The sequence below is a fragment of the Lysobacter sp. A289 genome (genome assembly GCF_054072675.1).
This window is the reverse complement of sequence record NZ_JBSVRN010000002.1, coordinates 250,010-274,718: the sequence shown is the minus strand read 5'-3', so window position 1 is coordinate 274,718 and position 24,709 is coordinate 250,010. Positions and strand designations below refer to the sequence as shown.

Genomic DNA, 24,709 nt, shown 5'->3' with positions numbered 1-24,709 from the left:
TTTCCTGCCGCCTAACACCTGAGTTAAGCCGACTTGCGTAGCGTAGCCGACAACATGGCAAGCTCTTCCTGCCATGTTGTTGGTGTAGTGAAGCAAGTTCGGCTTGAACGAACTGTTAGGCGCCTGCAGCGAACTTGAACGTAGGCGCGCTTTTGGATTGCACGGCATGAAGCGGATGCACTGCAACCACCCACTCAAGCAAGATGTTTGGCCGTGCCAGTGTGGCCTGACCGAAGGGCTTTGCCTCCGTGGCGGGCGCAAAGGACAAGCCTTCCTCTATGTCTGAGCGCCTGATCTCCAAGGCGACCGGCGCTTCGTCGGGCGTGAAGTACAAGTTGGCCACAGTCTCAACGTCATTCCGGTGGTTCAGATGCACGCAGTTGCTCCGCTCATCGGACGGGCAGCGTGGAACCAGGCCTGATGTGGTTGCCACAGCTAATTCCGCTGCCGAAATGACTCGAAACAGGTTGTCCATTGTGTCCCCGCCTAACACCTGAATTAAGCCGCGCCGCGAAGCGGCGTCGGCTTGAATGAACTGTTAGGCGCCCAGCGACGAACTGCTGCAAACACGATCAGCGCCATAGCCGCAGATGCACACCCCCATACGACCATCTTGCTTGTCAATGAGTCACCAGGAAGGCGGTCAAGCATCATAAAAAGTCCGCGCTGCCCTAAGCCTAAGATAGCGACCGCAAAAACCAACCATCCAAGAGACACACCACCCACGGTGTTTCGGTAGAGGACACACGCAACAATATTTCCAACTGATGATGATACAAGTGCCAGCCCTGCCGCAAACGCTGCGATCTGAACTCCACCGGCGCAGCCAAACCTCGAGTGGCAGTTGTCGAGCAGGTAGGCGTCAGCCGCAGAATCCCCCACAAGCATCAGCCCAAGCAGGATGCCAGGTCCTAAAACTACTGCTGCAAATCGCCAGATTCTTACCATGGGGCCTAACGCCTGAATTAAGCCGAGCCGCGAAGCGGCTTCGGCTTGAATGAATTGTTAGGCATCTGCCCGAATGATTAGGGTCAGGTACCGAAAGATGTGCCAGTACGCCAGTACAATGAGGACGACTTTTGAGTAGAAGAAGAGAATTGCTGGCCAGTTGATTTGCTGAGGCGCCTTGAAATCATCAGTAGCAAGGGCGCCGGAGCGTTCTTTGCGCCAGGCGAAAAAACTCCAAAGAATGGCGGCGATGGCGTACTGGAGTAAATCGAACGCAAGGCCTGCAACCACTAGCTTGAGCGGCAGAACCAGTGATGCGGGAATGGCAATTGCGTCTGGAGTGCTCTTGCGAAAAATCCAGATGATTGCAATAGAGCCCAGCCCAAGTTGCCGAATAATGTCGCTGGCTTTACCAGAAAATGTGTAGTAGTTGTCACGAGCATCTTTAAGGTTCATTTTTTCTTCCCGCGCGGTCCGCCGCTCTCCGTGCCGCCGCCCTTAGATGCAGTCCTACTACGCGTCTGCGATAGCGCCGAGGCCGCAGCTGACTTTGACTCTTTGCTGGTCCTTCCGTCACGCAAAACCTTGGACGCCGCGGTTGCTGCTTTTGCGGAAGTATCCTTGGAGGTCTTCGCCTGGGAAAGCGCGCTGCCCGCAGCTGATTTTGAGCTCTTGCCCGTGTCTTTGCTCGACAACACTGAAGAAGCATTCTTTGCAGCCTTACCACCGGTGGATTTGCCGGCCATCTACAGCCCCCTGTTTGAAGTTGCGAGAATCTTCCCCAGATGCCTAACGCCTGAGTTAAGCCGACCTGCGTAGCGTAGCCGGCAACGTGGCAAGCTTAACCTGCCACGTTGTTGGTGTAGCGAAGCAAGTTCGGCTTGAACGAATTGTTAGGCTTACCCGCCGGACACCACGTTGGCGTCTATAGCATCGATAAGGCAGGGGGACAACTCTGGAACCACACCATTCGCTTTATTCTGGCACGCGAGCAAGTCTGCGCGAATTGAATCGCGATAGCTTTGAGCGCCGCGACCAATCTCGACGTGGCATTTTGCAGTTCGAAACATGCGTAGTGTCAACGCGTTCAATTCAGGGTTGCCATAAACATCATCGCCTTGATCGAGTATTCGCTGACGCAGGCTGAGGTTTTGTTGTTTCATTGCGACGCGGTCAACAAATTGTTCTTTTGTGAGGCCGCTCTCGCGCAGCGTGACGACATACGCCGTAGTAAGGCTTTCTTGAGTGAAGCACTGATCAGTTTCTCGTGGATCAGGGGCCTTCGCTTGAGTTGCAGTCTGGTGAGCGCATCCAACCAACAGAAACGTGACGATGGCAGCTGCAAAAAAAATTAACTTCATGTGCATTGTATCTCCAAGTAAGCCTAACGCCTGAGTTAAGCCGACGTGTGTAGCGGAGGCAATAACATGGCAAGCTCTATCTGCCGTGTTGTTGCTGTAGCGAAGCGCGTTCGGCTTGAACGAATTGTTAGACCCCAACTACTTCTTTTTGGAGCCTGGCTTCTGCGTCAGGGTGCTACCTGCCGCGGACTTTGAATCCTTGGCCGTGCGACCATCTCTGAGCGTCTTTGACGCCGCTTTCGCCGCAGGCGGTGATGTGACCTTCTGCGGGGACTTGCGCTGAGACAGCGCGCTCCCAGCAGAAGATTTGGAGGCCTTACCAGTAGCGGGGCTCGAAAGCGTCTTCGAGGCGCTACGAGCAGCCGGTTTGGACGTCACTTCTTTCTTAGCCATGTAACTCTCCTTTGGGGTCTAACGCCTGAGTTAAGCCGAACTGCGTAGTGGAGCCAAAGGCATGGCAAGCTTTCCCTGCCATGCCTTTGGAGTAACGAAGCGGTTTCGGCTTGAACCAATTGTTAGGCCTCTCGCTCAAGCGCCTCAGCGATCCGCGACAAGATCTGGCCTAGTCCACCCATGTGTTCGTCGTGGTAGTCGCCGGCCAACGATTCCATGGAGTTGCGGCGATCCATCTCCAGAACGCGCTTAGCCTCAATGACTGTCTCCACAGAAACACCATGCTTCTTTGCCAAATCGACAAAGTCGTGCAGATGGGCATCAAGCAATTGATGGCTGACACGATAGTCTTCTCTGGACGGCTGATTGCCTAGAACTCCCATGATCCTTCTCCAGTTTTGCGATGACCTTCCGAGAGAGGCCTAACGCCTGAGTTAAGCCGAACCGCGTAGTGGAGCCAAAGGCATGGCAAGCTTTTTCTGCCATGCCTTTGGTGTAACGAAGCGGTTTCGGCTTGAACGAATTGTTAGGCCTCTATTGAGAGCGCCTGAGCATTTATCGAAAATCCTTGGTGCTAAAATAACTCTCTTTCCCGACTTTGCAAAGACGAGTCTCGTAGTTTCCCAAGTCCATGTTCACAAGCTGAAGTCGATGTTCGAGTACGCCGCTTTGTAGTACGCCGAACTGAACATTGCCGGAGATGATGTCAGGAGCGGTTACCTTTATATAATAGGTGCCGCCTGGCTCTGCGTCGATTGGTAACGTTAGTGTAGGCACGTCCGCTCCACTCCATTTGAGCTGGTGAGAGCCGGGTTCGAGTGACATTCCGAAATAGGTGCCCTGAGCTAGATAGGCTTTTCGTTGGTTGTCGACAGAAATGTTGGCTCCGCTACCGACAACGCCGCCTTCGGTACAGTAATTGTAAACGTAGAGCAAAGCATGGTCCGGCGAGGCGCGTAAAACCTCACGAAAGGGTGAATAGGTGCCGATGGATACACATGCTGTGAGGAGCAAAAGAACAGCGATCATCAAAGTTCGCACTAGTTAACTCCCTTGAGGCCTAACGCCTGAATTAAGCCGACCCGCGAAGCGGGTTCGGCTTGAATGAATTGTTAGGCGGCTACTCTTGTACCGGGCAATTTGCCGAGGTAGGTAAGCAGAGCGGACACCAGGATTGCTAGTAGAAGGAATGAGGCGGCGATGGCCTCTCCGGCTCGTTCACCGGCGGCGCTAGCATTCTCTGGATCGAGGGCGCCTGCGAACATGCCTGCGAAGAACAACGACACAAGCCAGAAAACGCACACCCACACAAATCCCCATGCAATTAGCTTGCCGACGCTGCGCCCTGATGTGGGTTGCGTTGGACCGACCTGCAATGCTCCGCATAGCGGACATGCCGGCGCCGTCTCGTGGATCTCTTTGCCGCAACCCCTACAAAAAACCATCCCCATGGTTGTTCCCCTTTAGTTGATGAACGACAGAGATAGTCTAGCCGCCTAACGCCGGAGTTAAGCGGGACACATGTCCGCTTGAACGATTTATTAGCCCGCTCTGCGCCTAGTGTGAGCGTAACCGTTGGCCCACATGACAGCTAGTAAAACAAGTATGTTGCCAATGAAGCTGCCGGTAAGAGGCATGATGGCGAATATTATTGCGCTTAGGTAAGAGCCAAGTACGAACCACGGCGCCAACTTCAAATCCGTGATTGTCGGGGGCGAGAATGCCCTGAGTGCGGCAACCCTTTTGCTCTTCCTAAGCCTTATCGAGCCATAGATGATCGCAATGACAAGTATGGGAAGCGCAACAGCTATTGTCTCGGCAGAATACCTGCCAGTCTTTACGCTTGGCGCGCCTCCTCGTAGCGCATCAAAGACGTCAAAGTCAAAGAGCAGGTGAACGATAGGTACGATAGACATAAAAGTGAAGCCAATTGCACCAAAAATAGGACGTTGAGCGAAGGAGTCTGGGCTTCTCCTCTTCTGCTTTACACCCCAGTGGTATGCCAAGAAAAAAACATAGTCTGTGAGAAGCATGCGAAATCCGTAAAGCGGGCTAACGCCTGAGTTAAGCCGACCTGCGCAGTGGAGGCAACGGCGTGGCAAGCTTTTTCTGCCACGGCGGTGCTGTAACGAAGCAGGTTCGGCTTGAACGAATTGTTAGCTGTGCCGCGACTACCAAAGAATACTCGCCGTCTTGTTGTTGGTAATAGTGTTTTCTAACACAGATACCGTGACAGATCCCGTATTGTGCGCGTGCGACGTTGCATAGATGATGCGACCGTTATCTAGCTTTATTTTGCAGCGATACGTGAACATTGTGGGTCCGTGGCGGCTGGAAATTCTACTAATTTCTCTGCAGTCCTCGGAGAATCCTTGGACTATCGTTTGCTTGGAAATTAAGGCTGACCAAGCTGCATACGCGATGAATGTACATGTTAGGGCGCAAAACGCATACACAAACTTCCAGGAGCCTGAGAGATTACGTTTCTCGGGCTGTGGAGCGTCCGTCTCGATCTGGGCTGCCTCTATTCTGGCAGTAGTAGATACGGGGTCAACTGACATTGAGGGCGCAGCTGATTGTGTAGCGCTTGCCCTAGCTAGATCACTACCGTTCTCTATCCCGTCGTCCAAGAGGTCCGCGGTATTGGTTCTTTTCAATGCAGCTAGAAGTGTTGGTTTCACAGCTAACGCCTGAGTTAAGCCGACCTGCGTAGCGGAGCCGGCAATGTGGCAAGCTTTATCTGCCATGTTGCCGGTGTAGCGAAGCAGGTTCGGCTTGAACGAATTGTTAGGCCCCGCCCGTACAACGGCCAGGCCGTGATGACTGTGCTAAGCGTTCTATCAAGGCGACGATCATTTGCGGAATTCAGTGGGACGTTCAAGTAGATAGATGGCCTCACTTAGGTCATCAAGCTTGCTGGAGAGAATGGCTTGCGCGTCATAGAGGCCGCGGTTGTAGAAGTACGAGCCGACCTCGCTGGCAAAGAACTCCAACAGGAACTCTGCATCAAAGCGTCCGATATCTTGTTTCAGCTCCTCGTTGAAGTAGAGCTGGATCTTTCGAACGATAAGAGCTTTCTCGTCTTCCGTGAACTTGATGTCGGTCATGAACTTTCCAGTGGGGCCTAACGCCTGAGTTAAGCCGAACCGCGTAGCGGAGCCAAAGACATGGCAAGCTTTTTCTGCCATGTGCTTGGTGTAGCGAAGCAAGTTCGGCTTGAACGAATTGTTAGGCCGCAGCTACGGATGGTCACGGTCTATTGAGGCAGAACCAATGGTTGGACGGAGTCGACCAGCGTGCGCGACCAGACATTATCGCGACTGCCGTTGATCAGATAGACAATGATGAAATGGTCATCGAGATCTTCCGTGAACAGGATACGCACCCGCACCTTCGCGCCACCATCATGCCCGACCTCATGCCAAGCACCACTCTTGCCATACTCCCAGCCCGACGCAAAGTATCCGTTGTTCCCATTGGAGAATGCATAAGGCTTCCAAAACTGCATCAAGGCTTTGCGCGAGATAAACCTGCCCTCCGCTACGGCGCTCAGGAACGTTACCAAGTCGTTGGCCGTGCTATAGAGTTCGCCGTGGGCCGTACTGTAGGCTGGCCAAGCAATTGGCATATCCGGCACAATGCGTCCGTTCTCACCATGATAGCTGGCGACCAGCCGCCCGCGCGGTACATTATTAAGGCCGAGCCAAGTGCTACGTAAATCAAGCGGGGTAATGATGCGATTGCGGACCAGGTCGCGATAGCTTTCTCCAGTTACGGACTCGAGTATTGCCTCGATGACTAGGAAGTTAGTGCTCGTGTAGCGTGTTCGTGTACTTGGCGGGTCAACGAAGGGAACGTCGGCTAGATGCTCGAATACTGCGCGCAGAGAGGGTTGGAATGGTTTCTCAAGATTCGCAAGATCGAAGTATTCGGGGACACCAGAGACATGGTTGAGAAACTGCCCAACCGTAATCGCACGCCAAGCGGGCGGCAAGGTGGCTACGTAGCGAGAGGCAGGCACGTCAAGGTCAACCTTTTTCTCCTCAACGAGCTGCAGGAGCAATGTTCCTGCAAAAAGCTTGCTCACTGAGAAAACCGGGAAGACCGCCGCTTCATCCACCGGGATTCCATTTGCAGCAATTTCCCCAAAAAACCCACGATAGACAGGTTCGCCATTTCGCAGAATGACGACCGCCTGGGCAGGAATGCCATGCATTGTCGCATTATTCGTGACCACGTTCTCGATCAACGAAACCGTCCCGTGATCGACGGGAGTAGCGCAGGACGCGAGCGTTGCGGTGACATACAAAGCAGTCGCGCACCTAAATAGTCTGAGCATGCCGAATCCTTTTTCTGCTGCCTAACGCTTGAGTTATCCGAGCCGCGAAGCGGCTTCGGCTTGAACGAATTTTTAGGCCGCACCTGCGCTCGACACCAACCGTTAGAACGCAACCTTCAGTTCGTAACCACAAAGCTCGTTTGATCAACACCAGTGTTGCCAGTTTTTGGATCATATGCAAAAACGGTGATGTGGTAGTTTCCAGGGGAGTCAGGTTGCAACTTGGCGCGAAAGGTGTTCATTGTCTCCTGCATATGCAGTGGAATGGTTTGGTAGTGGTGGCCGTCTTTGTTGACGATTGCGGCGACCTCCATGTTGTTGCCATCCCATAGGCCGCCTGGAGTCAGAATGCAGCCACACATCATGACGACGTTCGCCTTGATCTCGTAAGGCGCTTGGCTGAGCGGCGTGTAGAGATGCGTGCCGGGGCTCAGTATGTCGACGATCATGCCCGGCACTTCGACAATCAACCCGTCACCGGAAATTGATTTGCCGGGAACAAGCCAGGTTTGTGTTCGAGATACGGTTCTGGCCTGTTTCTGGATATAAGGCGCCAGCACCTCAACTGTCAGGAAAGTCGGCTTTTCTATCATCAAAGTAGCCTTGAATGCGGCGGCGTTCTCGGTGATGGAGCTGTACCGTGTTCTCGGCGTTTTCATGATGAGGTCGGTGTTGCCGGTGCCGCCCTCGGTCAAACCTTCCGCCAGCACTTTGCCACTATCAGCATCCTTAATCCGGATCAATGCGCCGCCAACAGATGAGCCGATAAACTTCCCATCTCGGGCTTTGGCCCTGATAACAATGTCAGTGGCAACGGGTTCTGCTTTTACAGCGCCAGTAGTAAACAGCAGTGCGAATGCCATGAAACACATCAAATAGCGCATGGGTTTTCCTTTCGGTTCAGATCACAGAAGGAGTGATACGTTAGCGCTCGCTAAGCGCACCTACGTGCTTGAATGCGGCCTAACGCCTGAGTTAAGCCGACCTGCGTAGCGTAGCCAACAACATGGCAAGCTTTTCCAGCCATGTTGTTGGTGTAGCGAAGTAGGTTCGGCTTGAACGAATTGTTAGGCCTCAACCCCGATCCGCTGGATGGTTGACGCCATCATTGGTTGGAATATTTGGAATTGCAAACGGGTTGACGCCCTCCAGGCAGCCAACGTTGTAGCCGTATTGGTCTGGGTTGGAGCGACGCTGATGATGTGTGTAGATGCCGCAATTGGCGCAGAAATAGTGCTTTGCGGTGTGTGTATTGAATTGGTAGAGCTTCAGATGCTCTGCGCCTTTGACGATGCGGATGCCGTTCAAGGATACCGAAGCGACAACCGCGCCTTTGCGCCGGCAGATGGAACAGTCACAGCGGCGCGGATTGACGATGCCGTCCGGCAGATCGATCTCGAACTCCACTGAGCCACAGTGACAAGTTGCCCGGTGCTTGGGCTGAATCTTGACGCCGCCAACTTCCTTGAGCACTGAGAGTCTCCGCGCTAGGGCGGCGATACAGGCGGCTGCTTCCTGCCGCGGAAGACCCGAAGCCACGCTGTCGCCTCCAAGACGAGACCAACCAGCACCAGAGCGACAGCCCCCGGCATGCTGCCCGCGATGTATGCCGCAATGGCAGCGACGAAGAGAAGCAAAGTGACAAGATGTCTCACTGGATACTCCTACTTGTGAGGCCTAACGCCTGAATTAAGCCGACGCGACTTGTCGCGTTCGGCTTGAATGAATTGTTAGGCGGCAGGCCACTATGGCTGGCAAACCGCTCTTATTGAACCGATGCGGCTCTCTTCTGGAACGAGCTGGAGCCAGCATGGGAACTCAGTGTAGTACTCCCAGTAAATGACGCCACCCTCACGTTCTGTCAGTTCGGGCTCCCCATAAAGTTCAACCGCGCGACCGAGTGGGTCGCCCGGGCACAAGCCTGCAGGGGTGCATGCACGATCGCTTTCGCTCCGCAGGTGGCCGACCACCTCGCCGCTGAAAGAAACGGTGAGGTGCGGGTAATGAAAATGAAGGTTGAGGTGATCGAACTCCTTAGTGATGCTGAAGGGCTCTCCAAGGCGGGCGCGAACTTGCTGTTCTGTTGCATCGATCGAGATGCCACCAAATGCAAGCTCAGAGTGCGGGATGCTCGACGGGTTGGAGAGCGCTGCGACGGGGAGCGCCACTAGAAGGAACGCGATGATGTATTTCATGCCGCCTAACGCCTGAATTAAGCCGAACCGCGAAGCGGTTTCGGCTTGAATGAATTGTTAGGGCTCACGCGCGTGAACCTGTCCGTTGCCATCAACGTACTTTGAGAAGTCCGGTTGAGCGGACATGCTGACGGGCAACCCATGCTTTGTCACGAGATCCATAACCGACATGGCTTCAGGCGGAGGCTCTGACTGGCCATTCTCTCGGTAGTACCAGACAGATCCGCCATTCATTTTTTGTCGCTGTAACTCAGTCTCGATTTGCGCCAGATCAGATGGCACACCATTGAGAAGCAATTTGCCAGAAGCAAGCACACTGACCTTTGCGACCGTGCCTGGGACAGGAGCTTGAGACTGCGCGCAGGCTGACGACATGGCGAGAATTGCTCCAAGAATTATCAGCCGTGCGAGTTGGTTCATGTGAGCCCTAACGCCTGAATTAAGCCGGCCCGCGAAGCGGGTTCGGCTTGAATGAATTGTTAGAGCCGCCCATCGCATTGCCGAGTGCAGCACCGGCTGCGCCGTACAGTGACCACACCGCAGCAAGCGCAAGTGAACTGACAAATAGTTGCGTCAGATAGCCATCCGGTACGTGAGCCACTAGCTCAGCACTATTTATACAGCTCGCGATAGCCGCAGCAACTGCTCCACACAGAATTGGGCGCCGGACTGCTATGAGTCCTGTAAGCATCCACGGAACTATGTGCAGCAAGGCGCCGAGAAAATTGGGCTGAACTACCTTTAAGAAGTGGATCACTTGGAGCGGGAGAACCCTCACGGTATCCGACTGGCGAAAGATCAGCCAGTCCAGCAGCAGCCACGCTGCTATGCCAATAGCAATGCTGATAATTGCACGCATCGAATCTCCCCCGCGGCGCTAACGCCTGAATTAAGCCGACCCGCGAAGCGGGTTCGGCTTGAATGAATTGTTAGGTGCGGACCTACTGCACCATGCGAGCCAAACGGCAACTGCGCCAAACGTGACAGCAATGGCCGGCCACGCGGCGCCGAGGAAAATGAGCACGCCGAAATATAGAACTGCCGCCAAGCCCATCAATGGCCGCGGTTCGGATGGGCCAACCGCCAGCCCCCAGGCTGTGAGGAGAGCAAGACCGATCGATAGCGACAGCCCGAGGACCACAAACGGGCAAAGTACGAACTCGTATGTGGGGCGCTCGCCGTCCACCGGAGCGTACCAATCTCCAAGCCACCATCCGACGGTCAAAGCGGCAAGCGAAGAGGTCACGCCAGCGATCCATGGCGCACCGGCACCCGCAAGGCTAGGCTCCGATACCAAGAAGAAAGCGACTGATGCAGCCATCGCGGCACCGTATCCAAGGCCGCTCTTAACTTGCAGATTCATCGTAACCATCCGGCCGCACCTAACGCCTGAATTAAGCCGACCCGCGAAGCGGGTTCGGCTTGAATGAATTGTTATACCTGCCGCGGTTCAATCGGGTGGCGATGGAAAATGCAAGGTGAATTTGGATTGAAACAGCACGACGCCGTTAGCCTTGCAGGTGAGAGTGTCTACTATCACCGAGTCGCCAGACGGCCTAACGGAAAATATGTAGTACATCGGATTGTAGAAATGACCTGCCTTTCCCGGTAACTCAATCTCATACGATTGAGATTTGACGTTTTTAGCAAGCACCTCACGAGGGTTGCCAGGAGATGAAGGTATTGATGTCTCACCGACGCACTGCAGTTTTGTCCGCTCCTCCGAAGATCTGTAGTCGAACTCAAATCCTATCCAAGTACATGGCTCGGCCCTGCCGTCGTACACGCAACTACCCTGATCAGTGACCAAGATGTCTTCTGTCTGTTGGCAGATCCAGCCGCCCCCATCCTCAGTGATCTTCGTGTTGGTGCAGGCGAGCCCCGCCTTGAAATTTGAAATTTCGACCGCCGAGCACGGAAAGGCACCAGCAATGAGGAATAGTGCAACCAGGAAGCGCATGTGGTCTCTCCGCAGGTATAACGCCTGAGTTAAGCCGACTTGCGTAGCGTAGCCGACAACGTGGCAAGCTTTACCTGCCACGTTGTTTGTGTAGCGAAGCAAGTTCGGCTTGAACGAATTGTTAGGCCGCATTGCTGCGTACTTCCACCAGCCGGATGCCAGCCTCGCTGGTGAGTATGTGATGGAGGTCGCTGTCCAGCTTTGCCAGCGCGGGGCCAGCGTCCAGTCTCTTGACCAAGCGCTGCCAGAGAGAAAGCTCCGCCTCCGAGAAGCAATGCCAGACGATGCTTTCTTTAGGTGGCGGTGGGTCGCCTGGCCGGGCGGTGTCGTAGTCAACAGAGCTGCCGCAGCCAACCCACAACTCAAATTGCTCGTCAGAGCACATGAGACAGCGGCCCCAATCCTCGGCAACGATGCACTCAATGTTGTGACCGCGCTGCTCCAGTTGCCTTCTGAGCCACGTGGCAAGTTGTCGCCCGTACATACGAGGGTTGATCTCCTCGTCCTCGCCGGGCTCAACGTCAAATAAGTTTGAGGTGAAGCGATAACCGGTCATGCGGCTTAACGCCTGAATTAAGCCGACCCACGAAGTGGGTTCGGCTTGAATGAATTGTTAGGCGGCGCTGCCACGTACCACCGCCGCCAGGATGAGTCCGCCAAGTACTAAGGAAACCAAGCCAACCAGCGTGATGTGGCGAGTTGCCCGAGGGACGACGCGCTGAGCAAACCGATGATGCCACCGCCATGGAACGAGGAGAAGGCAAGCTGTTGTGACAAGCAGAAGCCAGCCAAAGAGCGTAAAGGCGCCAGAGAGAAGCATGCGAGGCGCATGAAGTATGAGCGCGGCACCAACCACAACGCGCAAGAACAGCTCCGCGTAATGCTTGAGCGCAGAGTCAGCGAAGCCGAGCAAGAAGCGATTGGCCCGGATTGGCAGAAACAGCGAGACGGCCGCCAAGGCAATGAAGTAAAGCCCGGCAAGCACCACAATAGTAAGAGCTAGGACTTCAATCATCAACGTTGCCTGACAAGCCGCCTAACGCCTGGAGTTAAGCCGACCCGCGAAGCGGGTTCGGCTTGAATGAATTGTTAGGGGGCGCCCCACTCATGGCACAGCCACCCACGATTTGTCCCAGCGGGTAACGGCACCACCGCGGGACTTTTCTGCTGGGGAGAAACGGCGCTGATAGCGAGTTCCCTGAAACTCTACGATCTCCTTGCTTGTTGCGTCAGGAAACATGCTGTCCAGTTCCTTCTCAAGGACCTCTTGAGCAGAAAGTGGAACAGCGCCGGATGCTTTTAGGTGCGACTCAATGGCCTCAACCTTGGCCTGAGCAGCTTTACGCTGGGAGTTGTACTTGTTGGGATTGTTGCCACTGTAGTTGTCCCAGCGGTCCTCCCAACTCTTCCGGTCAGCTTTCGCTGCTTCTAGATCGGCAAACGAGTACATGTACTAAGCCCCCTAACGCCTGAGTTAAGCCGACCTGCGTAGCGGAGCCAACAACATGGCAAGATTTTTCTGCCATGTTGTTGGTGTAGCGAAGCAGGTTCGGCTTGAACGAATTGTTAGCCCCCGCCTACGGCTGCGCAGAGATAACGCTTTCAATCCAGTCTTTGTAATGGTGTAGCTGGACATTGCAACTGAGTTGACCATATCGCCCGGGCGTCCTAATGGAGCTTTGAGGATCTACCCAGGATGTCAGTCCGGCCAACTGCCAGTCCTTTTCAACCTGGATAAGGATTGGCCCGCCGCTGTCACCACTTCCTGCCCCGCCCTCAAGGGGCATGGCGTCTGACGGCTTGTCAAACATATAGCAGAACCAGCGGCCGTGGGCGCTGGTCACTTTGTTGTACGCATGGCGAAGCTCAGTACGGTGGGAGCTACTAAACTCGTACCCAGTGACTCCGTTACCCGTAGCGCCTTTTCCTATGATCTTAATGATTTGGCCGAGCTGGCTGTCGCTCTTGTTCAACGCGGCAGGAGAGACGTCTGCAACGGGCTGTGCCAATTTCAAAAGTGCGATGTCATCCGAGGTGGAGAGCAGCACCCTAAAAAGCGTCCAATCCCAAGTGGCCAGCGCATGATCAAGTAGCTCTTGCGGAGGCTTCTTGTATCCGGGGTGTATTACCAGACGTTCAACGTCTCTAGGTACCCCGTTAATTGTTACTTGCTTAATTTCAGATTGCCACGTGATGGCATGAGCGGCGGTAATTACCCACTGCGGAGCAATCAGTACGCCGTGCCCCTCGCCAGGCATGTCAACGAGAGCGGGGAACTCAGATGGCAGAACCCGATACCTTGAGTCATCAACGTCATCTCGAATCACGATGGCGTTAGCGGTTGATGACGCCGCCAGAAGTGCGAGTAACAAGAATCGAATCATGTGTGATGTCTCAAAGGGGGCTAACGCCTGAGTTAAGCCGAACTGCGTAGTGGAGCCAAAGGCATGGCAAGCTTCTTCTGCCATGCCTTTGGTGTAACGAAGCAGTTTCGGCTTGAACGAATTGTTAGGCATCATAGCTTGGAAGTGCGGAGTGCCGCCTTTTGGCCCAATGGCGCCCAATGAGCAGGCCAATAGCTAGGGCTATAGCTGTCACGGCCCAATCAATCGCAACAAGGGGAAGCGGTTGGCGCTCAGTTGCTGGTAATGAGAGGTAGCCACTGATAGCCACCATCGATAGAGTTGCGAAAATGAAAGATACGAAAACCGCAGCAACGGCATGAGCAAGGGGGCGATGTAGTTGGCGGTAGCCGAGCCATACAAAAACTACTGCATACAGCAGAAACTGAGCTCCTAGGGCGCCGAGGAACTTTACCAGTACCATCTCTCTTGATTGGGCGGTGAAACCGCTCTCCACGACGCCAATCGTGACTCCTGACAGAAGTATGAAGAATCCGGCTATGAATATGAGCTTCCAGTTCATGGGAAATGATGCCTAACGCCTGAATTAAGCCGACCCGCACCGTGCGAACCGGGAGCCGAGGCAACACCGCCAACGACACATTTGAACGAGGCGATGAAGCGGGTTCGGCTTGAATGAATTGTTAGACCGCAACCGCATGAAGTACAGCCTCATGTGTCACTCCGTTTGCCAAGTTAATCAGGTCTGCCGAGAACTGCTGCAGCTCCTGATACGACGTGGTTAGCTCGGCCCGAACGACGCGCTGCTCTTCTGGACGGTGGTGCTCTTGCACCGATGTGGCTAAACGGACTTGGCAGCCAAGGACGCCACGACCGGCTACCGGATAGAAGCGCAGAGCGAGATGCTCTTGCGTAAGGCCAGCACCGGACTCTTTGCCCCAATAGCCGCCCTTCAACTCAACCACATCCGAGAGGGGGAACGCTTTGCCCAAGACTCCGGCGAAATCCGCTATCGCGCTCACATTGAACCAAGCAGAGCCGCGCCCGGAAAAGCCGTCCGCCACTACTTCTCCGTGTAGCTCGGCAGTGCCGTCGTCGTCCGGAGTAAGGGTCAATCGCAAGCGATCTGTCATTGCGGTCTAACGCCTGAGTTAAGCCGACTTGCGTAGCGTAGCCGACAACGTGGCAAGCTTTACCTGCCACGTTGTTGGTGTAGCGAAGCAAGTTCGGCTTGAACGAATTGTTAGGCCGCACGCTGCTTACGTGCCTCACGCTCATACAGCCAGTGGAGAAGCATAAAGAAGCCTGCGCCCAGAGCAAAGCCGATTGCTACTCCTGAGAGAGTTGGCCCTCGCCAACGCAAGTCAATGAGAACGGCAAACACTAGGCCCGTCACACCACCATATGTAGCAGCCACGCCCCAACCCCGCAGCGGGCTTGGGGCAGGAATCGACTCCCGCAGGATGCCCGCGGCTATGCCGCCCACACAAAGCGGGCCAACAAGATGCGCGACCAACTCAAAGTCGATGGTTACGCCGAGGTTGAAGAGATTGAGCACAAGCACAGTGAGCCCAAGCACCGCCCCGTAGTAAAAAGATTGGAAGAGCACTTCAACCGCGTAGTGGAACTGCGGCCGAGTGTGCGCAAATAGCCAGACGCGGACGTTAGCAATCCGGTTCCAGATGGTAATGCTTCGAGTGTCTTCGACAGTGCCCATGCGGCCTAACGCCTGAGTTAAGCCGACCTGCGTAGCGTAGCCGACAACATGGCAAGCTTTACCTGCCATGTTGTTGGTGTAGCGAAGCAGGTTCGGCTTGAATGAATTGTTAGGCCGCGCTCTCGACGATGCCGGCGAGATCTTGACCATAAGAGACCTCAAGTGTATGTCCATCAGGGTCTCGAATTAGTGCCCAGTAACCGACAGGCGGCTCCATTTGCTCCGCCTCACGAACAAGGCAACAATTTTGTGTTGCGAGTTGGCTAAGGCGATCTACCTCTGCACGGGATGAAACGCCAACACCAAGGTGAGCCATTGGTAAGAGTGGATGAATTTCACTTGATGTTTCAATGAGAACGATTGCAAATGGTCTAGTGCGGTCGCTGACCCAAGTGACACCAGGCCGTGCATGCACGACATGCATGTTTGCGTACATTTCATAGAACGCGACACTCTCTCTGAGTGAGCGAACTGGAAGTGCTATGTGTGTGAGCCCGATATCAGTCATAGCGGCCTAACGCCTGAGTTAAGCCGAACCGCGAAGCGGTTTCGGCTTGAACGAATTGTTATGCGCCACCCGGCGCCACGTGGCCCATAGACATGGCTTTCTTGCGTTGCGACGCTGATAGCGCAGGCCAGATCGCATGAACCCGACTAAGCTGCATCTCACGAAGATCCCTTTGATACTTTTCTTTCTTAAGGCTGATCTTAAAGAACGAAGGGCTGTGATCGATCTTGTTTTTTTGTAGTCGCCAAAGAACAACGAATGCGAACTTTGGTGTGAGGTGCTTGTTCTTCTTATAGAAATCTAGCGCATTTCTTAAGATGTCGCTATCTTCCTTAGTAGCGCAGTTGTCCAGCGCTTTGATGCATGACTGCAGCCGCATTTGCTGCACAAGTCGCTCAAGCTTCTTCTTTGCATCTTTGGCGGAGAGACGACGACCTTGCTCAAAGACAGAAAGATTGAACTTTAAGATGCATTGTGAGCCAACCATTAATGTTTTATGCGTCAGCGCATTCTTAATTTCGAAGTGGTAGCGAAGCTGCTCCTGCTCACAGAGCAGACATGTCTCTACAGGCTCTTCATGGTCGATCGTCCGCTCGGTGAATGACCACTCCTCAAAGGCCTCTGGCAGTGTGCTGCCAACGGATAGAGGAAGAATGTTGTCTCGAACTCTCTGCGGATAAGTGCGCATCCAGCCCCCCGTGGCGCATAACGCCTGAATTAAGCCGACCCGCGAGGCGGGTTCGGCTTGAATGAATTGTTAGGTGCTTGGCCGGGATGCACCAGATCTATGCCAAGTGTCATTGGCGGCATGATGTGGCGGAATACAAGGCAAGAACCTCCAGGACTGCTAAGGGCGAGCTCACTTACAGCACCTTCTCCGAGCGTGTCCGACTCTGCCATGGACTGCACGGCAAAAGGAAGCAAAGCTGCTGCAGCGGCGAGGGGCTGCATGATGTAAGTCTTGCCGCTAGGCGCCAGCCACTGGAAGGCCGTGGCATCGCAGTCCGTGACCTCGAGGCCAAGCGATGGGTACTTGCTCGGGTCTAGTTCTACCTCGCGGGGTGCGATCCGCAGCAGGCGTCCGCCGGAAAGTTGCACTACAGCCATAGCCGTTGCAATTGCCGTCGTGAGCTCGTCTACCCACGCAGGATGAACGGGCTCGCAAGCGAAGGTGTGGATTGCTTCTATCGTTGTATCGGCGAGCGAGGAAGTATCCACAAGCACCTAACGCCTGAGTTAAGCCGACTTGCGTAGCGTAGCCGACAACATGGCAAGCTTTACCTGCCATGTTGTTGGTGTAGCGAAGCAGGTTCGGCTTGAACGAATTGTTAGGCGCCAATCAGTGCCGTGAGATGGAATGCGACATTTGCAAAGCTGTGCGCCAAGATTGGGAAGAGCAAGCTGCCACTATTGAACCGCAACCAACCGCCGGCAATGCTACCGATGAACGGGAACAAGGCAGACATTGGGTCAAATGAGAACGCAGCGTCCGAATAGCTCAGCCCGTGCCAGATGCCAAAGGCAACAGCGGTGATGAATACCACGGCCCAAGGTATGCCTTGCGAAGGCTCTTTGCCACGGATGAGGCCGAGCAAGAGGGCTGGAGCGATGCCGCGATACACCAGCTCTTCCACAATTCCGGGCATCGACGCCTGGAACGCAAACGTCTCTACAGACGGGACTGAGGGTTTGAAGAGCAGCCCGAGTGAGAGACCCCAGAGGATGAAAAGGAACAGAGCGATTAGAGATGCTCTGAGGTTTCTTTGCGACAAGGTAAGGCCAAGTGCCTCGGGCTTGATCCCCAGCCCGAGCACCACCACGACGGACAACAGTAGGCTGTAGATCTTTCCAGACCAATTCCACTCTCCGCCGATAAAGCTAAATGCAGACGAGCCGGACGGCAACCCGGTGACCAGATCATCGAGTCCTAGGTAGGCTGCGAACAACACCCCAAAGGCAAAGGTCAAGCGCTTGTCGAAGTGCTTGAACGCAAGAAAGACCAGAAAGGCAATTGCAGCAAAGCTCAGCGCGAAAATGACTGCTTCCATTTGCGACGTATCTCCGGTTGGCGCCTAACGCCTAAGTTAAGCCGAGACGCGTAGTGGAGGAAAGCACATGGCAAGCTTTATCTGCCATGTGCTTTGCGGAACGAAGCGGCTTCGGCTTGAACGCATTGTTAGGCCGCGCCGCCAGAAAGCCTGACCCAAGACTGTCGAAGCCCCACAAGATGGACGATGCCGATCAGTAGGCAGATTGAAGAACTCACGGCCCAGAACGTCATGCTGTTCCCTGGAAAGTACGCCATGGCCGGCACGAATGCGACGCCACGCACAATGTAGATGGTCGTGATCGCGGAGAGAGCGGTACGCCGCAACGGCAACTTGCGAATCAGACCGGCGCCGGAGAGAGCGTAGGCGCTCCACCCAGTGAGAACGCTGGCAATGACCAGGGTAACGACGGTCGGGTACCAGTGGCCGGCCAAGTGCAGCTGCGCCATTTGCTCTCCAGCCCCCAAGAGCCGAAACAGCGGAGCGCCCACCACCAGGCACGCTAAATGCATCAGCGCGGCGAGGCCGCTGAGGGCGGCGCCGACTACCAGAAGCTTGTTGGTTGGACTGGCCATGTTGCTCCCCAGCGGCCTAACGCCTGAATTAAGCCGACCCGCGAAGCGGGTTCGGCTTGAATGAATTGTTAGACGGCGACTTTGTCGCGATGCTTCTTGAGTCGGCGGCAAGATGCTGCATACTCACGCATCAATTCTTGACCGTCCTCGGCGAGCTTCTTTGCTGCTGCATCAATATCAGCGATGGGCATCGTAGCGTCACCCATGGCGTGCATGAGATTGTTCCGCGATTCCTTCCAGGTATTGAGTTTGTCGTGCTCGAAGTTCTCCTTAAGGAGCTTGTCCTGCTTAGTGCGTCTAGACAACTCTTTGAGTTTTGGCCCCATCATTTTTATGGGCTTTCCATTGGCTCCTCCGGCTTTCTCTCCAACGCCGCCAGAATTTTGGAGTAGCGAAACCAGCCGATCCTCCAGTACCGCATAGGCATACCAAGATGCCTCCAAGTACATTGATGCCTCATACGCTGACTTCATGCGAGCGATGAACGTTCTGTACAGAGCTTCCTTCGGCATGATTCCCCCTGTTGCCGTCTAACGCCGGAATTAAGCCGACCCGCGAAGCGGGTTCGGCTTGAATGAATTGTTAGGCCCCGGCCTGATGGAGCCCGCAAGAAGCACTATGCCAAACACTGCGACTATTGGCATAAGAGTAGCGAGATAAACATGCCAAGGAAGGGCGAACGCAGCAAGGATGGCTGCACCCGACCCGAGCGCCAGGGAACTTGCTACCAAGAATCTAGAGCGGCGAGAAGCGTGGACCAAGCCAAAGGCGGACACATGCACCCACAAGACCAGCAAGGCCGCCGAGCCCCAATGCCATAAGCGCAGGCTCTCGCGGTCCGACAGCGACAAGTAATGCCGCCAGTGGCCCAAGCAAGACGCATGCGACAACCAACACGGCCACGAAGGCGCCCCGAATGAGTCTGCTATCTACAAAGGTGGCGATTCTGCTAAACAAGGGGCCTAACGCCTGAGTTAAGCCGACTTGCGTAGCGTAGCCGACAACGTGGCAAGCTTTACCTGCCACGTTGTTGGTGTAGCGAAGCAAGTTCGGCTTGAACGAATTGTTAGGCGGCAACTCACGCTGCAGCGAGTAACTGCCATGCAATTGCCACCTGTGCAAAGAACCCGGCAACGAAGGCTAGGGTGCGAAGCCATGGCAGTGCAAACGCATAGGCGATTGCGTGTACTACCCGGGCCCAGAAGTACACCACGCATGCGCCGGCAGTAATGGAGTTACTGACGCCGGCAGCATCCGCGATGAGCACTAGGGCGGCGAAGACCACCAGGTTCTCCACGGCATTGGCATGTGCTTTAAGTAGGCGAACTGCCCAGGAAGACTGGGGCTTCGGATTGGACGGGTATCCGACGGTGTCGGAGAGACCCCAGACAGCAAAACGGTTCAGGATGTATGGAACCCACAGCACTGCGGTGAACGCAGCGACCAACGTCAAATACAGAAGCTCTGTGCTCATGACTCTGCCCCCTTTTTAAGAATGGAGATACGAGTACTGCCCCTTGCCGCCTAACGCCTGAGTTAAGCCGACTTGCGTAGTGGAGGCAAAGCCATGGCAAGCTTTTTTTGCCATGGCTTTGGTGTAACGAAGCAAGTTCGGCTTGAACGAATTGTTAGGCCGTGCTCACGCACGTAAGCACAGCCGCATTATTACCTGGCGGAAGGATACTGCAGTATGCACTGGCCCCCGCCACTCGGTTGCACCGCCGCCGCCCATGAAATTGCTGGTTGATGCAGCAATGCGGGAGAGCACCGCAGATTTGAATTCTTTGAGCTCCATTGCTGAGTGTGGCGTGTAACAGACTTTTACGCGAATCGGCACGCTGAGTGTGAGTGCGCTAACGAGGAGGCCAAGAAGACCAGCGATTGATCCGCCCATAAAGATCCATTGCCAGTTGATGCCAGATATGGAGGTATCTTTGATCTGATACACGCAACCGTCTGCATCCACAAGTAGAGCGGAGTGCAATGGCCGAGTGAAGTAGTGGATGAACTGAACGGTCGGTGCGTCGCTGCACGCAAGCAGGAATTGCTTACTGCTTTGGCTTGAAGATATGAAGACTGCTGGGAAAGTTGGTTGCACGGCCTAACGCCTGAGTTAAGCCGACTTGCGTAGCGTAGCCGACAACGTGGCAAGCTTTACCTGCCACGTTGTTGGTGTAGCGAAGCAAGTTCGGCTTGAACGAATTGTTAGGCTTGCAGCCCGTAGTACGTCGCATACTGACCTGCACTGCCGATGACGCCCAGTAGCAGGAGCGCTGCAATAAATACAACGGATGCGACTGTGCCGCGCTTGACGCCGCGCGAGCGAAAGAAGTAGTAGGGCAGTGCCAGCAGCGATAGACCAACCACGCCGACGTTGAGCCAAGGTGAGCGGCGATACCCGAGCTGATCCGAGTCTAGGCGATACCAGGCAAATATCAGCAGCCCTCCGACAACGGCGAATGCAAATGCAGAGGGCGGAGTAATTACACCCGGATAGAAGTATTGGTCTGCGGCGCCAGAAATAAAGGCCGCTACAGCAAGGGCAAGCAAGACAAGAATCTTCGACCTCATGTGATGTGTCTCTGCAAGCCTAACGCTCAAGTTAAGCCGAATTGCAGCGCGTAGCTGGCAACATGGCAAGCTTTTTCTGCCATGTTGACGGCGTAGCGATGCAATTTCGGCTTGAACGCATTGTTAGGTTGCACCCATCTGCCTCTCGCGCTCGAGGACAAGTTGGCTCAGCGCGGCACCCAACCCGGGATCCAGGGTGGTGTCGGTGAGGGCATCTGCGACCATACGATGCTCTTTCTCCGTGCGGATGATGCCTCGGGCGAGTATCCGGTTGAGGCGACTGCGAGTGCGGTCGGTGAAGTACTCGTCGCCGAAGCCGTGCTTGGTCTTGAGAAAGTCGTTAGCAGATGCGCGTACTTCGCTGGGCAGGTGGCTCAAGCCCTCAGCCAAGTCTCTAGCCACGTCCAGGATTGGCGGGCGTCCGGAATAGCGCTGAATTATTTCAGACCTAAGTGCTGCAATGGGCTCGGGAAGGTCGATCGCCAAGATGGAATGCGCGTCTTTGCACCAAGCTCCGATCGCGTCGTAGTTTCGTTTGCTCATTGTGCGACCTAACGCCTGAGTTAAGCCGACTTGCGTAGCGGAGCCGGCAACATGGCAATCTTAACCTGCCATGTTGTTGGTGGAGCGAAGCAAGTTCGGCTTGAACGAATTGTTAGGGTGTTTTCCAGTCATCTTCACGAGCTCTCGCTCCACCTCTTTGGGGTGCACCTTATCGGCTAGGTAGAGCGAATGACCGCCGCCCCACTGGTCCTCGATGTGCAGCACGTTGTGGCCTCCGCTGCGGGCGAAGCCATAGCTCTCGATGCCCGGCCAAGGGACGAGTGCGATCTGGTCGCCCTTCACGACCACGATCCCATTTGGCCCCGAATCGATGCTCCTGGGGCTGAGCCAGCCGGTGACGTAGATAAACACCGCGAGCGGTACTCCGATTGCCGGCGCAATCCACAAGTTGGCCGCGCGGTCCAACTGCGTTGGTAGGTCTTCGCCGAGGTTGGCGATTAGGCCAACTGCGGCAAGAACAGCAGTCCACACGGCCATTCCCTTCAGCGCTTCGCGACCGAAGAGGTTAAACGGGCGCTGTTGCTTAAGGGAAACCGCCCACGGCTCACGCCATTTCATAAAACACCCTAACGCCTGAATTAAGCCGACCCGCGAAGCGGGTTCGGCTTGAATGAATTGTTAGGCCTACGTGCCGGGTGGCTCACGAGAACCACTCTGACGCGAGACCTGAGAACAGCAAAGCCATGAACGAGAACATTGCGACATGCAGCAATCGGTTTGCCGAAGACGAAATACGAACCGTGTCTGGCGAGAGCTGAGTGCCGCGAAAGGCGCCGCCCTTGACCCCGCGGAGCGCCTGATACGCCGCCTGAAACCTTGACATAGGCAAGAGCTTCTCGGAGCGCACTAGAGCAAGTGCATCTGGGTGATGCGTCTCCAGGCTGCGGTGGAGATCAAACAGGGTGGAGTAGTACATGATCGCAGCGCCAAACGTGAGCGGCAGCGACAGGAGAAAGATTGTCTGGAGTGCAAGTGACATTGATTAGTAGGCCTAACGCCTGAGTTAAGCCGACCTGCGTAGCGTAGCCGACAACATGGCAAGCTTTACCTGCCATGTTGTTGGTGTAGCGAAGCAGGTTCGGCTTGAACGAATTGTTAGACCTATAGCCCACGATAAGTGACTATCGCTCTTAGTGGCAGAGGTAGGTCAACGTGAGAAACCGTTAGCAACCACTCCTCATGGACTCTGCGACCCTGCATGACGTAGCGGAATGACTGCAGCCCTTGTGGCGCACTCGGCTGATCTCTAGCTATCGAGATTCCGCTCCCAGCAGGTGGCAGCCAAGATTCAATAGCTTCTTGCAGCTGCTCGACGTTTCCTTCTTGCACAAAGACAGAGCAAGAGCCGTCAAATCGAACGGCAACGGCGTAGGTATTGCCGTCCACGTCGCCGCGCCATGCCCTCCCAGGTAGTTCGACTAGGTAGCGATCAGCAACCTCATCTTCGATTTCCTTCAGGCCTAGTCGCTGAGCTTCTTCGGAGACGGCGGCAGGTTGGGCGTGGCTGACGACACAGGCTGATAGGAAGATTTTGACGAAAGGATCGGTGCTCGGGCTCGCATGTGCCGAGTGAGTCAACACGCTCAGCGAGACGGCGGCGATGGCTGCAAGTGTCCGCGTAGTCATGTCTGTAGGTCTAACGCCTGAATTAAGCCGAGCCGCGAAGCGGCTTCGGCTTGAATGAATTGTTAGCCGCCACGCGGCACACGGTGCGCTATACCAGTGGCTTGCACAACAAATTTGCTGGACTCAGCCTCCATGTCGATGTTGTTCACGACACGTGTCCACGCAACCAGCAGCTTCTCTGGTGCCATCGGCGTCAGGACAAGAGCCCAGCTCTCTACCCAAGTCCCGTCATCATCTTCTCCAGAATCCATTGAATGGACGATCGCGTTGCTGAGATGACGTCGTACTTGGAACGTTCCAGGCTTGACCTCAGTCCAGCTCCCGTCATGAACGACCCAAACTTGGGCATGCTCTCCGTTGATTGAGAGCCGCAGATCCAAGTGCTCGGAAGACGAATCCGTGAATGGCAGGGATCCACTCCACGAGCCATCCGGCGAGGGATGAGCCCTTTCGCTCGTATTGGACAAGCTTGAGCAGCCAGTTAACGCCAGAGCAGTTAGGGCAGCGAGAAACCAAATCCGACAGTTCACACGTGTACCTCTCATGGCGGCTAACGCCTGAGTTAAGCCGACTTGCGTAGTGGAGCCAAAGCCATGGCAAGCTTTTTGGCCATGGCTTTGGTGGAACGAAGCAAGTTCGGCTTGAACGATTTGTTAGGCCACATTGTGCATGACTCCCCACGACTCGCAAACGCCGCCAAATGGCTCCATTGCCGTGCTCACGCGCCGCTGGATAGCCGTGACACCCTCATAGGTGACCCGATCTATGACCTGGAACTGGACGTAGCCATCTCCGTGATTTGACGGATACAGCCCGAGCTCGCCGTAGCGAGTGCGGAGCCACTCGAGCGCTGCCGCTTGAGGAGGCCAGCTCTTAAAGTCAACGTTGTAATCGACAGAGTGAGGTTTGGAGAAGTCGAAGCCGTCTGCTGCGAGATTGCGGAAGACTCCGCCATCTGCATCATCTGGCCAATCTGCGGTGATGTTTGGCATGCGGCCTAACGCCTGAGTTAAGCCGACTTGCGTAGTGGAGCCAAAGCCATGGCAAGCTTTTTCTGCCATAGCTTTGGTGTAACGAAGCAAGTTCGGCTTGAACGAATTGTTAGGGCTCACGCCCCATTAGATGTCAAACCCAGGATGCAGGAACTCCCGAGGCTCCCCAACAGCCCAACCGGAGCCGAGGAAGCGGTCTTGGAGCTTTGCGTCACTGGCAGTGTAGTGCAGCTCAGTAGCGGATGGGATGCCAAGCTCTGGCAGAAGGCTACGAAGTATCCCAAGGACAGCGTCCCGGTCAGTGGTATCGACGTCAATGCCACAGAACTCAATGGCACGGGTTCCGTCCGGCTTTTTGTCACCTAGGAGCGATCCACCGCCTGACACATGACCGAGCCCTTTCGGATCAAGGGCAGCGTCAATTGGATCCTCGAGCAGGCGAGCCCGATCAACAGGTTGGATCGCGTCGGGAATCTTGATGTACACGAACTGCTCTACGTCAAAATTATCAGCCACGACGTTGTTTCCTGTGAGCCCTAACGCCTGAAT

Annotated in this window: 35 protein-coding genes; all 35 read right to left on the bottom strand. The window is 55.0% G+C overall.

Annotated features, from left to right (window positions below):
- Nucleotides 1-115: 115 nt before the first annotated feature.
- Nucleotides 116-475, bottom strand: coding sequence for a hypothetical protein (locus ACW5DN_RS13415; RefSeq protein ID WP_456963315.1), 360 nt, complete (start codon nt 473-475; stop codon nt 116-118).
- Nucleotides 476-1,005: 530 nt separating this feature from the next.
- Nucleotides 1,006-1,404 (bottom strand): hypothetical protein, encoded by a 399-nt coding sequence (locus ACW5DN_RS13410; protein ID WP_456963314.1) that lies wholly within the window; start codon nt 1,402-1,404, stop codon nt 1,006-1,008.
- Between the two features lie 443 nt (nt 1,405-1,847).
- The gene (locus ACW5DN_RS13405) at nt 1,848-2,309 is read right to left on the bottom strand and encodes a hypothetical protein (RefSeq protein ID WP_456963313.1); all 462 of its coding nucleotides are present in this window, start codon (nt 2,307-2,309) and stop codon (nt 1,848-1,850) included.
- Between the two features lie 515 nt (nt 2,310-2,824).
- Nucleotides 2,825-3,085: a hypothetical protein gene (locus ACW5DN_RS13400; protein WP_456963312.1), complete on the bottom strand. Its 261-nt coding sequence runs from the start codon at nt 3,083-3,085 to the stop codon at nt 2,825-2,827.
- A gap of 172 nt (nt 3,086-3,257) precedes the next feature.
- Nucleotides 3,258-3,731, bottom strand: coding sequence for a hypothetical protein (locus ACW5DN_RS13395; RefSeq protein WP_456963311.1), 474 nt, complete (start codon nt 3,729-3,731; stop codon nt 3,258-3,260).
- 512 nt (nt 3,732-4,243) lie between these two features.
- Nucleotides 4,244-4,735 (bottom strand): hypothetical protein, encoded by a 492-nt coding sequence (locus tag ACW5DN_RS13390; RefSeq protein ID WP_456963310.1) that lies wholly within the window; start codon nt 4,733-4,735, stop codon nt 4,244-4,246.
- Nucleotides 4,736-5,554: 819 nt separating this feature from the next.
- A complete protein-coding gene (locus ACW5DN_RS13385) occupies nt 5,555-5,809 on the bottom strand; it encodes a DUF2164 domain-containing protein (RefSeq protein ID WP_456963309.1) in 255 nt (84 codons plus the stop codon).
- 149 nt (nt 5,810-5,958) lie between these two features.
- Nucleotides 5,959-7,041, bottom strand: a complete 1,083-nt coding sequence (locus ACW5DN_RS13380) for a serine hydrolase domain-containing protein (RefSeq protein ID WP_456963308.1) — start codon at nt 7,039-7,041, stop codon at nt 5,959-5,961.
- Nucleotides 7,042-7,157: 116 nt separating this feature from the next.
- Nucleotides 7,158-7,925: a hypothetical protein gene (locus ACW5DN_RS13375; protein WP_456963307.1), complete on the bottom strand. Its 768-nt coding sequence runs from the start codon at nt 7,923-7,925 to the stop codon at nt 7,158-7,160.
- Nucleotides 7,926-8,115: 190 nt separating this feature from the next.
- The gene (locus ACW5DN_RS13370; protein WP_456963306.1) at nt 8,116-8,514 is read right to left on the bottom strand and encodes a GFA family protein; all 399 of its coding nucleotides are present in this window, start codon (nt 8,512-8,514) and stop codon (nt 8,116-8,118) included.
- A gap of 272 nt (nt 8,515-8,786) precedes the next feature.
- The gene (locus ACW5DN_RS13365) at nt 8,787-9,236 is read right to left on the bottom strand and encodes a hypothetical protein (protein WP_456963305.1); all 450 of its coding nucleotides are present in this window, start codon (nt 9,234-9,236) and stop codon (nt 8,787-8,789) included.
- A 57-nt stretch (nt 9,237-9,293) separates the two neighbouring features.
- On the bottom strand, nt 9,294-9,656 hold the full coding sequence (locus ACW5DN_RS13360; protein ID WP_456963304.1) for a hypothetical protein: 363 nt from the start codon (nt 9,654-9,656) through the stop codon (nt 9,294-9,296).
- Between the two features lie 19 nt (nt 9,657-9,675).
- A complete protein-coding gene (locus tag ACW5DN_RS13355; protein ID WP_456963303.1) occupies nt 9,676-10,095 on the bottom strand; it encodes a hypothetical protein in 420 nt (139 codons plus the stop codon).
- Between the two features lie 591 nt (nt 10,096-10,686).
- On the bottom strand, nt 10,687-11,196 hold the full coding sequence (locus ACW5DN_RS13350) for a hypothetical protein (RefSeq protein WP_456963302.1): 510 nt from the start codon (nt 11,194-11,196) through the stop codon (nt 10,687-10,689).
- Between the two features lie 121 nt (nt 11,197-11,317).
- Nucleotides 11,318-11,752: a hypothetical protein gene (locus tag ACW5DN_RS13345; protein WP_456963301.1), complete on the bottom strand. Its 435-nt coding sequence runs from the start codon at nt 11,750-11,752 to the stop codon at nt 11,318-11,320.
- A gap of 57 nt (nt 11,753-11,809) precedes the next feature.
- Complete coding sequence (locus ACW5DN_RS13340; RefSeq protein WP_456963300.1) at nt 11,810-12,211, bottom strand: hypothetical protein; 402 nt, start codon at nt 12,209-12,211, stop codon at nt 11,810-11,812.
- A 90-nt stretch (nt 12,212-12,301) separates the two neighbouring features.
- Nucleotides 12,302-12,646, bottom strand: coding sequence for a hypothetical protein (locus ACW5DN_RS13335; protein WP_456963299.1), 345 nt, complete (start codon nt 12,644-12,646; stop codon nt 12,302-12,304).
- 127 nt (nt 12,647-12,773) lie between these two features.
- Complete coding sequence (locus ACW5DN_RS13330) at nt 12,774-13,712, bottom strand: trypsin-like serine protease (RefSeq protein WP_456963298.1); 939 nt, start codon at nt 13,710-13,712, stop codon at nt 12,774-12,776.
- Entirely contained in the window at nt 13,705-14,121 is a 417-nt protein-coding gene (locus tag ACW5DN_RS13325) for a hypothetical protein (protein ID WP_456963297.1), read from the bottom strand. Before ACW5DN_RS13325 ends, ACW5DN_RS13330 begins: the two co-directional genes overlap by 8 nt.
- A 121-nt stretch (nt 14,122-14,242) precedes the next feature.
- The gene (locus ACW5DN_RS13320) at nt 14,243-14,692 is read right to left on the bottom strand and encodes a hypothetical protein (protein ID WP_456963296.1); all 450 of its coding nucleotides are present in this window, start codon (nt 14,690-14,692) and stop codon (nt 14,243-14,245) included.
- A 110-nt stretch (nt 14,693-14,802) separates the two neighbouring features.
- Nucleotides 14,803-15,426 (bottom strand): hypothetical protein, encoded by a 624-nt coding sequence (locus ACW5DN_RS13315; protein WP_456963295.1) that lies wholly within the window; start codon nt 15,424-15,426, stop codon nt 14,803-14,805.
- Nucleotides 15,386-15,784, bottom strand: a complete 399-nt coding sequence (locus ACW5DN_RS13310) for a VOC family protein (RefSeq protein ID WP_456963294.1) — start codon at nt 15,782-15,784, stop codon at nt 15,386-15,388. Before ACW5DN_RS13310 ends, ACW5DN_RS13315 begins: the two co-directional genes overlap by 41 nt.
- Nucleotides 15,785-15,842: 58 nt before the next feature.
- Nucleotides 15,843-16,472 carry a hypothetical protein gene (locus ACW5DN_RS13305; protein WP_456963293.1) on the bottom strand — a complete coding sequence of 210 codons (630 nt, stop codon included), beginning with the start codon at nt 16,470-16,472 and terminating at the stop codon, nt 15,843-15,845.
- Nucleotides 16,473-17,112: 640 nt separating this feature from the next.
- On the bottom strand, nt 17,113-17,832 hold the full coding sequence (locus ACW5DN_RS13300) for a CPBP family glutamic-type intramembrane protease (protein ID WP_456963292.1): 720 nt from the start codon (nt 17,830-17,832) through the stop codon (nt 17,113-17,115).
- Nucleotides 17,833-17,960: 128 nt separating this feature from the next.
- The gene (locus tag ACW5DN_RS13295; protein WP_456963291.1) at nt 17,961-18,407 is read right to left on the bottom strand and encodes a hypothetical protein; all 447 of its coding nucleotides are present in this window, start codon (nt 18,405-18,407) and stop codon (nt 17,961-17,963) included.
- Nucleotides 18,408-18,475: 68 nt separating this feature from the next.
- Nucleotides 18,476-18,919, bottom strand: coding sequence for a hypothetical protein (locus tag ACW5DN_RS13290; RefSeq protein ID WP_456963290.1), 444 nt, complete (start codon nt 18,917-18,919; stop codon nt 18,476-18,478).
- 566 nt (nt 18,920-19,485) lie between these two features.
- Nucleotides 19,486-19,881 (bottom strand): MAPEG family protein, encoded by a 396-nt coding sequence (locus ACW5DN_RS13285; protein WP_456963289.1) that lies wholly within the window; start codon nt 19,879-19,881, stop codon nt 19,486-19,488.
- Nucleotides 19,882-20,046: 165 nt separating this feature from the next.
- Nucleotides 20,047-20,355, bottom strand: coding sequence for a hypothetical protein (locus ACW5DN_RS13280; RefSeq protein ID WP_456963288.1), 309 nt, complete (start codon nt 20,353-20,355; stop codon nt 20,047-20,049).
- A gap of 257 nt (nt 20,356-20,612) precedes the next feature.
- The gene (locus tag ACW5DN_RS13275) at nt 20,613-20,978 is read right to left on the bottom strand and encodes a hypothetical protein (RefSeq protein ID WP_456963287.1); all 366 of its coding nucleotides are present in this window, start codon (nt 20,976-20,978) and stop codon (nt 20,613-20,615) included.
- 123 nt (nt 20,979-21,101) lie between these two features.
- On the bottom strand, nt 21,102-21,521 hold the full coding sequence (locus tag ACW5DN_RS13270; RefSeq protein WP_456963286.1) for a hypothetical protein: 420 nt from the start codon (nt 21,519-21,521) through the stop codon (nt 21,102-21,104).
- A 60-nt stretch (nt 21,522-21,581) separates the two neighbouring features.
- Nucleotides 21,582-22,100 carry a hypothetical protein gene (locus ACW5DN_RS13265; protein ID WP_456963285.1) on the bottom strand — a complete coding sequence of 173 codons (519 nt, stop codon included), beginning with the start codon at nt 22,098-22,100 and terminating at the stop codon, nt 21,582-21,584.
- An 82-nt stretch (nt 22,101-22,182) separates the two neighbouring features.
- Nucleotides 22,183-22,521, bottom strand: coding sequence for a hypothetical protein (locus ACW5DN_RS13260; protein ID WP_456963284.1), 339 nt, complete (start codon nt 22,519-22,521; stop codon nt 22,183-22,185).
- A gap of 122 nt (nt 22,522-22,643) precedes the next feature.
- Nucleotides 22,644-23,168: an NMCC_0638 family (lipo)protein gene (locus ACW5DN_RS13255; protein ID WP_456963283.1), complete on the bottom strand. Its 525-nt coding sequence runs from the start codon at nt 23,166-23,168 to the stop codon at nt 22,644-22,646.
- Nucleotides 23,169-23,821: 653 nt separating this feature from the next.
- Entirely contained in the window at nt 23,822-24,250 is a 429-nt protein-coding gene (locus ACW5DN_RS13250; protein WP_456963282.1) for a ribonuclease E inhibitor RraB, read from the bottom strand.
- A gap of 36 nt (nt 24,251-24,286) precedes the next feature.
- Nucleotides 24,287-24,676, bottom strand: coding sequence for a hypothetical protein (locus ACW5DN_RS13245; RefSeq protein WP_456963281.1), 390 nt, complete (start codon nt 24,674-24,676; stop codon nt 24,287-24,289).
- Nucleotides 24,677-24,709: the final 33 nt, after the last annotated feature.